The sequence below is a fragment of the Allohoeflea poritis genome (assembly GCF_027889715.1).
Classification (GTDB): Bacteria; Pseudomonadota; Alphaproteobacteria; order Rhizobiales; family Rhizobiaceae; genus Hoeflea_A; species Hoeflea_A poritis.
The window spans coordinates 44,958-59,116 of record NZ_JAPJZH010000022.1 but is presented as its reverse complement, the minus strand read 5'-3'; the positions used below and the strand labels follow the sequence as shown (position 1 = coordinate 59,116).

Annotated in this window: 13 protein-coding genes; 8 read left to right on the top strand and 5 right to left on the bottom strand. The window is 60.0% G+C overall.

Annotated features, from left to right (window positions below; all coding sequences use genetic code 11):
• The first annotated feature begins 68 nt into the window (after positions 1 to 68).
• Positions 69 to 1,205 (top strand): helix-turn-helix transcriptional regulator, encoded by a 1,137-nt coding sequence (locus OOZ53_RS23780; protein WP_271092266.1) that lies wholly within the window; start codon positions 69 to 71, stop codon positions 1,203 to 1,205.
• Positions 1,206 to 1,277: 72 nt separating this feature from the next.
• Here the strand turns inward: OOZ53_RS23780 and OOZ53_RS23775 are convergent, their stop codons facing one another.
• The 3 genes from OOZ53_RS23775 to OOZ53_RS23765 form a co-directional block, all read right to left on the bottom strand.
• Entirely contained in the window at positions 1,278 to 1,484 is a 207-nt protein-coding gene (locus tag OOZ53_RS23775) for a hypothetical protein (RefSeq protein ID WP_271092265.1), read from the bottom strand.
• A gap of 155 nt (positions 1,485 to 1,639) precedes the next feature.
• On the bottom strand, positions 1,640 to 1,918 hold the full coding sequence (locus tag OOZ53_RS23770; RefSeq protein ID WP_271092264.1) for a hypothetical protein: 279 nt from the start codon (positions 1,916 to 1,918) through the stop codon (positions 1,640 to 1,642).
• 277 nt (positions 1,919 to 2,195) lie between these two features.
• Positions 2,196 to 3,452: a helix-turn-helix transcriptional regulator gene (locus OOZ53_RS23765; RefSeq protein WP_271092263.1), complete on the bottom strand. Its 1,257-nt coding sequence runs from the start codon at positions 3,450 to 3,452 to the stop codon at positions 2,196 to 2,198.
• 159 nt (positions 3,453 to 3,611) lie between these two features.
• Here OOZ53_RS23765 and OOZ53_RS23760 point away from each other — a divergent pair, with 159 nt between their 5' ends.
• Positions 3,612 to 3,992: a hypothetical protein gene (locus tag OOZ53_RS23760; RefSeq protein WP_271092262.1), complete on the top strand. Its 381-nt coding sequence runs from the start codon at positions 3,612 to 3,614 to the stop codon at positions 3,990 to 3,992.
• 3 nt (positions 3,993 to 3,995) lie between these two features.
• Here OOZ53_RS23760 and recQ read toward each other — a convergent pair whose 3' ends face one another.
• Positions 3,996 to 5,834, bottom strand: coding sequence for a DNA helicase RecQ (gene recQ, locus OOZ53_RS23755; RefSeq protein ID WP_333780609.1), 1,839 nt, complete (start codon positions 5,832 to 5,834; stop codon positions 3,996 to 3,998).
• A gap of 333 nt (positions 5,835 to 6,167) precedes the next feature.
• On the opposite strand from recQ, the gene OOZ53_RS23750 reads away from it, so the two are divergent.
• The 6 genes from OOZ53_RS23750 (at position 6,168) to OOZ53_RS23725 (ending at position 13,295) form a co-directional block, all read left to right on the top strand.
• Positions 6,168 to 6,803 (top strand): hypothetical protein, encoded by a 636-nt coding sequence (locus OOZ53_RS23750; protein WP_271092261.1) that lies wholly within the window; start codon positions 6,168 to 6,170, stop codon positions 6,801 to 6,803.
• A gap of 67 nt (positions 6,804 to 6,870) precedes the next feature.
• A complete protein-coding gene (locus OOZ53_RS23745) occupies positions 6,871 to 7,566 on the top strand; it encodes a DUF2272 domain-containing protein (protein WP_271092260.1) in 696 nt (231 codons plus the stop codon).
• 51 nt (positions 7,567 to 7,617) lie between these two features.
• The gene (locus OOZ53_RS23740; RefSeq protein ID WP_271092259.1) at positions 7,618 to 8,709 is read left to right on the top strand and encodes a hypothetical protein; all 1,092 of its coding nucleotides are present in this window, start codon (positions 7,618 to 7,620) and stop codon (positions 8,707 to 8,709) included.
• A gap of 227 nt (positions 8,710 to 8,936) precedes the next feature.
• The gene (locus tag OOZ53_RS23735; RefSeq protein WP_271092258.1) at positions 8,937 to 9,644 is read left to right on the top strand and encodes an ABC transporter ATP-binding protein; all 708 of its coding nucleotides are present in this window, start codon (positions 8,937 to 8,939) and stop codon (positions 9,642 to 9,644) included.
• Between the two features lie 2 nt (positions 9,645 to 9,646).
• A complete protein-coding gene (locus tag OOZ53_RS23730; protein ID WP_271092256.1) occupies positions 9,647 to 12,082 on the top strand; it encodes an ABC transporter permease in 2,436 nt (811 codons plus the stop codon).
• A gap of 4 nt (positions 12,083 to 12,086) precedes the next feature.
• Entirely contained in the window at positions 12,087 to 13,295 is a 1,209-nt protein-coding gene (locus tag OOZ53_RS23725) for an efflux RND transporter periplasmic adaptor subunit (RefSeq protein WP_271092255.1), read from the top strand.
• A gap of 7 nt (positions 13,296 to 13,302) precedes the next feature.
• Here the strand turns inward: OOZ53_RS23725 and OOZ53_RS23720 are convergent, their stop codons facing one another.
• Positions 13,303 to 14,094 carry a formate/nitrite transporter family protein gene (locus OOZ53_RS23720; RefSeq protein WP_271092254.1) on the bottom strand — a complete coding sequence of 264 codons (792 nt, stop codon included), beginning with the start codon at positions 14,092 to 14,094 and terminating at the stop codon, positions 13,303 to 13,305.
• Positions 14,095 to 14,159: the final 65 nt, after the last annotated feature.

The window sequence follows — 14,159 nt, the reverse complement described above, 5'->3', positions numbered from 1 at the left end:
CGCCGCTGTTGACAAAAGATGGCGCCGCGGAATCAACTTGTCATCGCGACTATTTGCGTGGAGGGCGTATGTACCACACGGTGTTCAATGAACTTGTCGGGAAAATCTACGATTGCGCCGTCGACCCGGATCAGTGGGTCGACACGTTGACCGCCATCCGGGATGAGATGGACCTGGCGTTTGTTTCGATGAACTACATGGCCTTTCCGACCGCTTCGACGGATGCGGTTCCGGAGATGGAGATATTCAACACGGATTGGGATCAGGACTGGCTGGACTCACTGCCCGCCCTCGTTCCGCTTATACCCAAATGGGAGGAAATGCGGAATGCCGAGATGGACGAACCGGTCTCGCAATTGTCGCTGATGGACGAGGCTGCGTTCAGGCAAAGCGAGTTCTGCAAAAAATGGGTTGAACCGCAGGGATTGCGCGACACCTTCAATCTCAAGGTCATCGACCGAAAGCTGCAGATCGGAATGGTGTCGGCGACAACCTATGTCGAACGTGATCTGTTCAGCAAAAGGGACTACGAACTGCTCAAGCATCTAAGCCCGCATCTCAGGCGCTCGATGCTGATTTCGGATGTTGTCGAGGAGCAACGTTCGTGGATCAAATTGTTCGGTGGTGTGCTCGACAAGCTGGATGCGGCCGTGTTCCTGGTCGGAGCCGGTTCAAGAATTTTCTACCACAACGAACTGGCCGAGGAACTGTTGTCCACGGCCTCATGCCTTACATGCAGATCGGGACAGCTCAAACCCGTATCCGAGACGATAGCGGACGCGTTTGCGGCGACGATCAGGCGCGCTTGCTCGCCACAGGACGAAGAGCTCGGCTATCGCGGAAACGGTATGATCTTGCCGGGCAAGGAAGGCGATTTTGCCAACATTTACGTGCTGCCGCTGGGCCGCTCGGAAAGACGCCGCGCCCTGGGACCCGGAAATGCGGCGGTGTTTGCCACCACCGATCGTTCAGACAATCCGCTGGAAATCGAGGTCCTGTCCGCGTTCAGCGGTCTTACGACCAGCGAGGCCCGGATCGCGCTCCTGATTGCGAAAGGGAAAAGCACCAGGGAAACCGCACAAGCGAGAAACATTACCATCAGCACGCTGCGGACACACCTTGCCAACATCTACGCGAAGACCGGCGTACACAACCAGGCCGGCCTCTCCGCTTACGTCAACCGTTTCAAACTGCCGATCCGGTAGCGGCACGTTCTCGGTCTGACGAACCCGGCGCAGGTAAACACGATCCAGTCAAGGCTGGCACGAAAGATGCGCTCATTCCTTCTTTGAATCGCGCCTGGCAAATGCCGGGTCTTGCCGTTCGGTGGTGTTGGCATCGGGGGCCGAGCGCCTCCTCAACGTTCTGGCAGCGGCGCAAAGAAGGGCAAACAGCACGGCAGAAAGAGCCAATGAAGCAATGGCAACGATTGCCAGCTTGAAAACGAAGACCAGCCAAGCCGATATCCATACCGCGATAGCCATTTGAATGCTGCTCCTGACAAAAGCCAGCCCGCTTGCTGGGCGCGCGACTCATCCGTCTGGCTGCGCCCCAAGAGGCGCGGGCCGGCACGCACTCCCGCTAAATCAGAATTGCTCCAGGTATCCATTGGCCTGAAGGCGGGACCGGCCCGGCGCTTTCAGCGCATATCGATCGATTCCAGATACGTCATCGTTTCGGGCGTTGCGGCGAACGTGGATGCAAGATCGCTCCAGATCGCCTTGATCTGCTGCGTGGAAGCGGCCGCGGCAGTTTGAGAGTCGTAGACCGCGAAGGTTATGCCCGAGCCGTCCGTGTTCCAGACGACATGGCACGACACAAGGCCGGGCACGGCCATGATCTGCTCGCGCTTGGCTTCCACCTTCGCCCGGATGGTCGCTGCATCGTTTGCCTGCCAAGAGGTCATACGGGTAAACACTGTCTGTCTCCTTAAGCTCCGATGAACTTCCGGATCCTGCCGGTGCCGCTGGATGTCCAGATATCTTTCATGACATCGCCGAACGCCTTGCTGCGCTTCGGCGAGGCAAGGCCGATACGCTGGCGCAAAGCCTCATGGTCCACGCGGACATGCGCTGTTCTGTTTATAGATCCGTTGTCCTGTTCTCACCGCACCAAGGACATGCCGCCTTGCGTCATATCCATGGTGTGGGGACAGGTATGGCGGCTGCGCACACGGCCCGCATGGGCAAATTTACCTATGCCGGGTCCTTTTTTCGGCCCAGCCCTGGGGTCGTCTCGACCCCTGCCTCGTCGCCTTCGAACAAGGTGCCGACGGTGCGAAACACCAAAAGCGCATCCAGCAGGCTGGTATTGGAGGCGACGCCGGTCTTGTCATAGATGGTCTGGATCTGGTTGCGGATGGTTTTGGGCGAACGCCCGAAGATCTCGGCGATTTGCGGCACCTTCCGGCCCATCAAAAGCTCCTTGCAGACCTCAGCCTCGCGCACCGTCAGGTCGAATACATCCTCCAGTAACGCGCTGGAAATGGCCTCATTCGACGTTTGCCCGACCACGATCGCGTAAAGCCGCTCTTCCGCCAGAAGATGGCGATCGATCGCGCTGGCCTCGCGCAAAGCCGGGCGGAAGGGGGCAATGATGAGTGACAGCGGGTCCGGCTCTCCCTCCAGCCGCATGCCGCCCGGCGCATGGTGCGCCTCAAGCTGCCTCAGCTTGTTGTGAAGCAATCTGGTGTCCAGCGGGTCGGACAAGGTCAGGATGCCAGAAGCGCTTACCTTGAACGGCGCATTACGGTCGATCATCCGCCGGCCGGCAGCATTGCCAAGCAGGTATTTCCCGGCCGCATCGGTGACGAGCAGAGGCAGGACGATCCCGTCAATGAATCCGGCAAAAACTTCATTGGCCCGCTTCGACAGCGCAATCGCCCGCGCGAGCCTGGTTGCCCGCAGCACATGGGGCGACAGGAGCTTGAGCAGATCGAAGAGCGGATCATGAATCTGCGCTTCCAGCTCCGGATCGGCCGGGAGGGCAAAGCCGATCATCACGCCCTTATCGCCCAGATGCTCGATCTTCATCTGCAAGGCATGTTTGAAGCCACCCGGCTCCAGCAGTTCCTTGTAGATCGGCGTCTGTACCCAGATCGCCTCGTCGAAAAACATCCTGGTGCGTGCGACAAAGCCGTTCTGCATATGCCGCATTCCTTCGGCAACGGCCATAGAGGCGGGCGTTGCGAGGTTGAGGTAATCCGGGACATTGAGTCCCTGCTCCATCAGGTCAACCGGAATCGGATCGCGATAAAATTCGCGCCCCCCCGAATAGGTATATTCCGGCAGGAGCCCTTTTTCATCATAGCCGTAGACATTCGCGCCAACGCCCGGAAACAGCTCGGTCAGACGATCCAGCAAAGACTGCCAAGGCCGGGGCTCAAACGCCGAATCATAGGCCAGGCCAATGAGTTCGCTCAGCTCTTCCGGAGACAGGTTCACATCGCTCATTTGGATATTAGATATCCAACACATCCTTGGCCGCAAGGGTAAAACACACACTGGTCCGGGGGCCGAAAACGTGGTCAGGTTTTCTGCGGTTTGCCGAGCGGCAACTCGAAAGCCTCGATAACGTTATTCGGACTCGCAGCGATGAAAAGGAAAACTTCCATGGCACATATCCGTCTTTTCGCCCTCATGATCGCGGCGCATTTAATCGGTGTGACGCCGGCGCTTGCCGAGCGCATCGCCAGCAAGCAGGCATTTGTCGAGAAGATCGGCGGCAAGAAGCTGACCGAACGCAACAGGCACGGCGCCAAGCCCCGGGGCTGGATGACGATTGAAGCCAATGGGCGCATCAGCGGACAGACGCCCAATCTCGGCATCATCTCCGGCACCTGGCAGTGGAAGGACCGCTTCTACTGCCGCAACCTCATCGTCGATGCAGTTGCCGTGCCGCCCGATTGCCTGACCGTCTCTGTGAACGGCAACGAGGCCATCTTCACCCGGCATCAGGGCAATGGGCTCGCCAATATCTGGACCGTCGAATAGCGCCTACGTGTTGATCGCTTCCAGGAACACCTCACCATATTCGGCAAGCTTCTTCGGACCGACGCCGCTGATTTCGGCGAGCGCTTCCTGATCGGCCGGACGTGCCGCGGCCATCTCGATCAGCGTCGCGTCGGGGAAGACCACATAGGCGGGAACGTTCTTTTCGCGGGCAAGTTCCAGGCGCAAGGCCTTGAGTTTTGTCAGCAGTTCGTCATCGGCGGTGGAAAGCGACGCAGCGGCGGCGGTCTTTTTCTTCTTGCGCTCGCGCTTCGAGACGATCGGCGCGTCGTGATATTCGAAGCCGCGTTCGCCGCGCAGGATCTGCGCCCCCTCCTCCGTGATCTCCAAGCAACCGTATTTCTGGATGTTGATGCGCAGCGCGCCGCCGGCGACAAGCTGGCGCACGAAGGCCTGCCAATAGGGTTTCGACTGCTCGGCACCGACGCCGAATGTGGGCAGGCGGTCATGGCCGCGTTCCATGATCTTCTGCGTTTCGGCGCCGCGCACAACGTCAATGACATGGGCCGCCCCGAAAACCTGGCCGGTGCGGTAGACGGCGGACAGAAGCATCTGCGCATGGCGGGTGCCGTCGATGCGTTTCGGCGGATCAAGGCAGGTGTCGCAGTTGCCGCACGGTTCGATCTCCTCGTCGAAATAGGCGAGCAGGACCTTGCGCCGGCAGGTGGCGGCCTCGCAATAGGCGAGAAGCGAATCCAGCCGCTTGTGCTCGCGCAGCCGGTGCGCGTCGTCCTCGCCGTCCTGATCGATGAACATGCGGCGCATGCGGATATCGTCGAGCCCGTAGAGCATCAGCGTCTCGGCCGGCGCGCCGTCGCGGCCGGCGCGGCCGATCTCCTGGTAATAAGCCTCGACGCTGCCCGGCAGGTTGAGGTGGCAGACAAAGCGGATATCGGGTTTGTCGATGCCCATGCCGAAGGCGATTGTGGCGACCATGATCACCGCGTCCTCGCTCATGAAGCGGTCCTGGCTATGCCTGCGTGTTCCGGTGTCCTGACCGGCATGATAGGCGATGGCGTTCCAGCCCTCGTCCTTCAGGAAACCGGCCACTTCCTCGGTATATTTGCGCGACAGGCAATAGACGATGCCGCTCTGGTCTTTCCTGTCTTCAAGGAAACCGAGGAGCTGGCGTCGCCAATTGTCCTTCGGGGTCACGGCGAGGCGCAGGTTCGGCCGGTCGAAGCCCTGGACAATCGTCGTCCCCTCGCCCGGAAAGAGCTTTTCGGCAATGTCCTTGCGTGTCGCGGCATCGGCCGTGGCGGTAAACGCGCCGAAGGCCGCTCCCGGGAAGCGCTCCTTGAGCCCTGAGAGCATCTCGTATTCGGGCCGGAAACTGACGCCCCATTTGGAGATGCAGTGGGCTTCATCGATGACGAACATGAAGAGATTCAACCGAGACAGCGCGTCGAGCATGCGCTGACCCATCAGCCGCTCCGGCGACAGGTAGAGCAGTTTCGTCCTTCCGGCCTGCACGGCCTGCCAGGCATCGATCTGTGCCTCGCGGTCCATGCCGGAATGGATCGACACGGCTTCGACGCCGTTGGCATTGAGCGCCGCGACCTGATCGTCCATCAGCGCCACCAGCGGCGAGACGACGATCGTCAGCCCGTCCGCCAGGATCGCCGGAATCTGATAACACAGAGACTTGCCGCCGCCTGTCGGCATAACGGCGAGCACGTGCTCGCCGGCCATCAGCTGTTCGATGATGCGCGCCTGACCCGGCCGGAATTCATGGTAGCCGAAGACATGGCGCAGCACGGAATGCGGGTCGGCGCCCGTTTCCACCGTTGATATTTGCGCATCCGGTTGTCCGATGGTTTCCACACGCCTCTCCGCTTCTTAGGAATCGGCGTAAAGTATGGACGATCCAAAGCTGATTGAAAGGCGGAACCCAAGATAAATCCACCTGGCCATACCGGCCAGCCATTGTCACCCGATGCCGGCTGGCGCGATCGTGCCGTTGTTCGCCCCCCAATTTCGAGTTGCAACGCCACAAAAGTGCAAGCAAGTATAGCGTGTCTTCAACTTGCAATACATCTATAAGTCAACTACGCTTCAAGAAGACACTGCAATTTGGGGGGTGCAATGCCAAGGTCAAAGCTGACGTATTTGCTCGCTGTGTTGGTGCCGGTTCTGCCGATATCGGGTTGCATCAACATGTCCAGTGTCAACACCGCGGAAGAAAACGCACTCACGGAAAACAATGTCACCCTGTCGCTCAAAAATCTGCCAAGCATCGAGATCTATCTTGGGCGTCTTGCCGGTGCGTATAATACTTTGGCAGGAACCGCCGACAATTATCAGACCGCAGCGGCGCTGACGATTATCGGCGCGGCAGGAACCGCGGCGGGCGCACTCACCTATGGCGGGAATATGGACCTGTTGAAAGGCGCGGCGCTCACGGCTGCTTCGGCAAACACTCTGGCTGGACACTTCCAGCCTGGAAAATCGACCACTGATTTCCTTGATGCCGCGCGGCAGGCCACCTGCATGAAACAAGCGACAACCGATGCCCGGCTGGCAATCGGCAGCAATGGAAAACAATTGGATGAAAACCCCGTTGCCATCGGAATCCTGACATCGGGAATTCTTCAGGTGCGGACCAATCTAAAAATAAAACTGGCTCGCGGCAGACCGAACTATGAAAAAATAGTCGCCGAGCTTGTCGCGGCGGCAAAAAAACAGGCTGAGGCCGAAAGGGCCCAGTTCGAAAAATATGGCACTAGGGAGCACGATACACCGGACGTTGTCTTGGCCAAACTTAAGAAGGACGTAACCTCCTGTGTTGCGTGAACAGTTGCCGCAATAATTCGGTGCGGCCCAGAAATGTGGGTGCATCAACAGCTGACGAGAGGGAAATATGCCGGTATCGGAACTTGATCAACGGACCGCAAGGGTTGCGGTGACCGAATGGTGGGCTTGGGGCGGCCAGTTCGTCGACGGGGAATCGTCATCGCTTCCCAAGAAGAAAATATCGAACGGCCCGGGTGCTGCAGGCCTCGAAACGAAGTCCGGCTACAAGCAGCGTGTTTACACCTATTTCAAGATGGGTGTTTACCCAAGCTCCAATGGCTGGAAAAAAAACAAACAAGATCCCTGGTCTGCGGCATTCATATCCTATTGCCTCAGACTGGGTGGAGCCGGGTCGAGCTTTCCCTATTCAGTCGGTCATCACCGCTACGTATCTGAGGCGGCGAGAAACACGATGGCCGGCAACAGCCAGAACACAATCGCCGCATACGACAGCGCCGATATCGCTCCGAGTGTGGGAGACCTTTTGTGGCGCGGTCGAAAACCAAAAAAAGGCCTCGACACATCCAAATGGGATCTGCAAGACATCATCAAGCACGTCAAGGCTGGAAAAGGCGGCTTTCCGTCGCATTGCGATCTCGTGGTCTCAATAGACGACGACGCGGGCCATGTGTATTCCATCGGCGGCAACGTCTCTAATCGGGTGCTCAGAATGCGCTCCCAGATTGATGAGTACGGTATTTTGACGAACACGCGGTACAGGGTGATCATCAGGAACAATATCACTGAAACTGCGGGTGTATAAATTGAACTGTCGCCGTCTCAATTGCGTCGGTCGGGAGTCAGGGGATTTGCTGTGGCCAATATCGGCATTCCGGCCTGTATAATGATGTTGGGCATCGGTTTGTGCATTAGCAGCACAAGTACCGCTCCTGCCGAATCGCAGGTTTGCGACAATCCGGCTCAGGTATTGGATGCCGATTCCGACGTGTATCTGATGCATCTGCTATTCAACGCGACCAGCTCTTCAAGGCGACTGTTTTCCGAAGTTCACTATTACGAACCAGAGGACCCTCATCTCACCATAGGAATGGGGCACTGGGTCGGTGGAAACATTGCGGATTTGTTCCACAAGATGCAGAACAACAATGAGGTGTGGGTTCGTATTACCGAGAAGTGGGCCGGTCAACTGAGCGGCAGTCACTGGGAGCAATTCCGCAAAGAGACAGGTGAAACAGGTGGAGACGCTAACTCCATTTCTGACGGCCTGGGAAAGGTGCTTTGCGCGTCAAATCCAACGAAAGCATGCGTTGTCGACAACCTCGTGCCCTGGACCAAAAACGTCGGTGAGAGGTTTAACAGCACCGGACACTGGTTTACCAAGGGATGGAAGGCGATAAGCCGGGACAAATCGGTTGCCCGAATTCAGGCTGAACACTGGAGCAGCAGTGTCTTGGAAACAGGAGCCGAGGACGCGCGAAAACGGGGTATTACAAAACGCGGAGGTATCGCCTCCGTGATTTCAGCCAGAAGCAGCGGACTCGGTGCAACAATGTTCCCCGTTGGAACCACGGTAGCAAAGGCTAAGAAGGGTTCTCTGTCGCGTCGGTGGTCGCTTACTGAAGTTCCCGATGCAGCGCGCCCAACTCAGTCGAATGTCGACGAAGAACAGCTCCTCAAAGACTGGATCTCAGTTGCTGCGTGGCAATACTATACGTTAAAAAAGGGTCGGGTCCGCAGTCGGATGAGAGCTATCTGGGATGTCTTCTATTCACAAAGCTGGGGACCTTTGACAAATCCATCCTCGCTGTCGAAATCCACAGTACCGGTTCCCCACAACGGCTGTGTAATGGTCAGTGAGCCATTTGACTTTACGGTAACGCTCTCCCAAGACCCGACTGATTGCACCAAACCAATAAAAAAAATTGTGATTCAGAGCCCCTGTTAGGTGCAATGAAATCCGAATATCCGAAAAGGGCATAAGCTAGCGACCGGTCTTCGCTGCATTGAAAAACCATCAGGCACCGTGGCCCCTTACAAGCCCCAAACCACTGCGATGCCTACAAACGGGCGGCAAATGCCGTCACGCTGTCAGTTGCGGCCGTGCCTTTGATGAAGATCAATGCGGATATATATTAAAAGGTGCATGGGTTGCGCGGCGAAAGGTGTTGCGCAATGGCTAAAGCCGTCTTCAGGACCGAAGGCCTGACGAAAATCTATGGCAGCGGCGACGTCGAGGTGCGGGCGCTGAACGGTGTCGACGTCACGCTCTATGAAAGCGAGATGGTGGTGCTGCTCGGCCCGTCGGGAAGCGGCAAATCGACCTTTCTGAACATTGTCGGCGGGCTCGACACGCCGACCAGCGGCACCGTGCATTTCCGCGACCGGGAACTGACCGCCTATAGCGAACGGCAATTGACGCGCTACCGGCGCGATCATGTCGGCTTCGTCTTCCAGTTCTACAACCTGATTCCCAGCCTGACGGCCTGGGAAAACGTGGCTCTGGTCACGGAAGTGGCGCGCGATCCGATGACGCCGGACGAGGCGCTGGCGCTTGTCGATCTCTCCGACCGGATGTCGCATTTTCCGGCGCAGATGTCCGGCGGCGAACAGCAGCGCGTCGCCATCGCCCGCGCGATCGCCAAGCGGCCGGAAGTGCTGTTGTGCGACGAGCCGACCGGGGCGCTCGATTCCAAGACCGGTATCCTGGTGCTCGAGGCGCTGGCACGCATCAACAACGAACTGGGCACGTCCACCGCCATCATCACCCACAACGCGACGATCCAGGAAATCGCGCACCGGGTCATCTTTTTCATCGACGGAAAAATTTCCGAGGTGAAGACAAACGAGACACGCATCCGGCCGTCCGAGGTGGTTTGGTAACGATGGCCGTTCTCGACAGAAAGCTTTATCGCGATCTCGGCCGCCTGTGGGCACAGGCACTGGCCATCGCGCTGGTGATGGCCTGCGGCGTCGCGACACTGATCCTGTCCGTCGGAGCCTATCGCTCGCTGGAGGAAACCCGCGCGGCCTTTTACGACCGCTACCGTTTCGGCACCGTCTTCGCGTCGGCCGTGCGGGCGCCGCGGCATCTGCAGTCCAGGATCGAGAACATCTCCGGTGTCGCCTCGGCCGAACTGCGGATCGTGCGCCCGGTGCTGATCGATGTCGTCGGAATGGCGGAACCGGCCTCCGGCAAGGTCGTTTCCATTCCCGAATTCCGCGAACCGTCGGTGAACCGGCTTTACCTGCGCCACGGGCGGCTGCCGGAATCAGGCCGCGAGAACGAGGTGGCGGTCAGCGAAACCTTTGCCGAGGCGCACGGCTTCCGGCCGGGCGATACGTTCGAGGCGATCATGAACGGGCGCAAACGGGCGCTGAAGATCGTCGGCACGGTGCTGTCGCCGGAATATGTCTATGCCATCGGGCCGGGCGACATGGTGCCGGATCCGCGCCGATACGGCGTCTTCTTCATGGCGCAGAAGGCCCTCGAAGGGCTGTTCGACATGGAGGGCGCGTTCAACGATGTCAGCCTTTCGACAGTCCGCAACGCCGAAATCCCGGCGATCATCGAGACACTCGACGAGCTTCTCGATGCCCATGGCGGCACCGGCGCCTATGACCGCGACGACCAGTTCTCGCACGCCTTTCTCGATTCCGAATTGCAGCAGCTTGAGGCCATGTCGTCGATCATCCCGCCGATCTTCCTCGTCGTCGCCGCCTTCCTGGTCAACATGATCCTGTCGCGGCTCATCGCGCTGGAGCGGGAGCAGATCGGCCTGCTGAAAGCACTCGGCTACGGAAATTTCGCCATCGGCGGCCACTACGCGAAGCTCGTCATCGCCATCGCGCTCGTCGGCCTCGTTATCGGCTCGGTTGCCGGGCTGTGGCTGGGGCGCGGCATGACGCGGCTTTACGCGGACTTCTTCTCCTTTCCGTTCCTGATTTTCCGCCAGAGCATCGATCTCTATGTGCTGGCCGGCACCGTCACCGTCGCGGCGGCGCTTGCAGGAGCGGCAAAGGCCATCTGGTCGACCGTCTCACTGCCGCCGGCCGTTGCCATGAGCCCGCCGGCGCCGACCACCTATCACAGCCTGTTCCTGGGCCGGCTGGAGCGGCTGGGCATCTTCTCGCAACTTACCGTCATGGCGTTCCGCCATCTCATCCGCTGGCCGGTACGCTCGCTCCTGACGACGCTCGGCACAGCGATGTCGGTCGCTCTGCTGGTGACGTCCATGTTTGCCTATGATTCCATCGACTTCATGATCGACGCGATCTTCTTCCAGGCCGACCGTCAGGACGCAACGCTGACCTTCTCGGATGAACTCGGACCGGAAGCGATTTTCGCGGTGTCGTCGCTGCCCGGCGTCCTCAAGGCGGAGCCCTTCCGGCAAACCGCGGTCAAGCTGCGCAATGGTCACCGCGAGCTGCGCATGTCCATCGTCGGCGTGCCCGAGGACGCGGACCTTTCACGCATACTCGATCTCGATCTGAGCCCCATGCCGCCGCCTGCGGCAGGCCTCGTCCTTTCCGAGCGCGTCGCCGACAAGCTGCACCTCAAGCCGGGCGATTTTGTCGAGGTCGAACTCCTGGAACGCGACAACCGGACCATCGAGGTCGAGGTGGGCGCGCTGGCGCAGAGCCCTGTCGGCAGCCCCGACACGGGCGGGCCGGCCGTGCCCGGCGCGATCGCCGTCAGCGGTCTTGCGCAAAGCTATGTGGGGCTTACCGCCTATATGCGCGCCGAGGCGCTCGATCGCCTGTTGCGGGACGGACGGCGCATCTCCGGCGCCCGTGTTCAGGTGGACGAGGCGGAACTGGCGGCGCTTTACGGAGAGATCAAACGCACGCCGGCCATTGCATCGATCGCTCTGCAAGGCGTGTCGCGCCAACGCTTCCGCGAGACGATCGAGCAGAACATCACCACGAGCACCACGATCTATATCACCCTGGCGGTGATCATCACCTTCGGCGTTATCTACAACTCGACGCGCATCCAGCTTTCGGAGCGCGCGCGGGAGCTGGCCAGCCTGCGCGTCTTCGGTTTCACCAAGGCGGAGGTGTCCAGCGTGCTGATGATCGAATTGTCCGTCATCGTCTTCCTGGCGCAGCCACTCGGCTGGGCCTTGGGCTACGGTCTTTCCTGGTCCGTCGTGCGCGGATTCGAAAACGACCTTTTCCGAATTCCGCTCATCGTCAGTCCGCAGACCATGGCGATCTCCAGCCTCGTGGTACTGGGCGCCGCCATCGTCTCGGCCCTGATCGTGCGGCGGCGGGTCGACCGACTCGACCTCATCCGCGTGCTCAAAACAAGAGAGTAAACCCATGCGTGTCTGGATAAAACGGATCGGACTGCTCGCCATTGTCGCCATCATCGGCGGCGGTTTTTATCTTGCCCTGCGCGAGCAACCTGTCGCGGTCGATACCGCCCTCGTCTCGAAGGGGGCACTTCATGTGACCATCGACGAGGAGGGGGTTACGCGCGTCAAGGACGTCTACGCCGTTTCCTCGCCCATCGCCGGCTATCTCGCCCGTACCACGCTCGACGAGGGTGAGGCCGTAACGGCCAATGAAACCATCATCGCCTCCATCCATCCGCTCGATCCGCCGTTTCTGGACGAGCGCGCCCGGGCGGAATTGCGCGCCGCCGCCGAGGCAGCGCGTTCGGCCGTCTCTCTGGCACAGGTCGAGCTGCGACGTGCGCAGACGGCGCTCGACCTGGCGCAGTCGAACTACGAACGGGCTGAAAAGCTGGCGCAGTCGCGGACGATTTCGATCAGCCAGCTCGAACAGTCCTACAGCGAACTGGAGCTGAAGAAGGCTCAGATCTCCAGTGCCGAGGCGACCATCAAGCTGCGCCAGGCGGAGCTGGCGAGTGCGGAAGCGCGGCTGCAGCAGCCGGGCGGCCGGCGCACCGCCGATCCGGCCGGCGATTGCTGCGTCAGCATCACGGCGCCCATCGACGGGGTCGTGCTCAAGGTGCTTGCGCGGAGCGAACAGGCCGTCTCGCCCGGCACCCGCATTGCCGAGATCGGCGATCCGCGCAATCTCGAAATCGTCGTCGATCTTTTGTCGAGCGACGCGGCAAGGATCCGTCCCGGCGCGTCGGTGGTGATCACCGACTGGGGCGGCGACAATGATATCGCCGGCACGGTTCGCACTGTGGAGCCCGCCGCGTTCACCAAGGTGTCGTCGCTGGGCATCGAAGAGCAGCGGGTCAATGTGGTGATCGACCCGGCCGAAGTGCCGGACAATCTCGGCCATGGCTACCGGGTGCTGGCGCGCCTTGGCATCTGGCAGGAGGACGAAGTGCTGCGGGTGCCGATTGCCGCGCTGTTCCGGACCGGCGGGCGGTGGTCGGTCTTTGTTGTCGACCAAGGCAAGGCAGACCTGCGAGAAATCGAAATCGGCCAGATGAACAGTGCCCATGCACAGGTGCTCGACGGTCTGGAGCCCGACGATACCGTCATTCTCTATCCCAGCGATCTGCTGGAGAACGGCGGCCTTGTCGAGCAGCGGCCGAACGCGCGCTGACCGGCTGTTACCGCTGCGACCTGGGACCGTAGGCCAAGCGGTAGGCCAACGCCACGCCGCCCGCGCCGCCGATGATGTTGCCGATCGTCACGAAGAACAGATTATGCGCGAAATCGGCGGCGGAAACCGTTGCGCCCGCAAATATGCCCTGCGGGATCAGATACATGTTGGCGATCGAATGCTCGAAACCCAGCAGGACGAATGTTGCGATCGGCCAGACGATCGCCAGGATCTTGCCCGTCACCGTCCTTGCGGCAAGCGACAGCCAGACCGCAAGGCACACCAGCACGTTGCACAGGACTCCGCGCATGAGCGCCTCCAGCGACCCCAGCGCCGCCTTCGCCTCGGCTATGCTCGCCGCCGTGGCGCCGATCGGACCGTCCAGCATGCCGCTCAAGGCCATCGCCGCGGCAAGGCCGACCGCGCCGATGAAGTTGCCCGCATAAACGACCATCCAGTTCTGAAGAAGTTCCGCCGGCGCGACCAGCCTGTCGACGGCGGCCATGACGATAAGCGCGTTGCCGGTAAAAAGTTCCGCGCCGCCGACGACAACGAGGATCAATCCCAGGGAAAAAACCACGCCGCCCAGAAAGCGCGACGGGCCGAAGCCGGGGTCCGTTCCGGTCATGACCATGGAAAAGGCCACCGCACCGAATGCGATGAATGCACCGGCCAACACGGCGAGCGTAAACATGTTGACCAACGGCAGATGAACCTTGGCAACGCCGGCTACCCGAACGAGATTGGCAATCTCCGAGGGTTTATAGGCATCAATGCCGGTCGGATGGATCTCAGACATGGGTTTTCTCCTCAATGCCAGGATGGCAAACGCCGATCCCGCCGGCCTATTAAAGTTCAAATCGA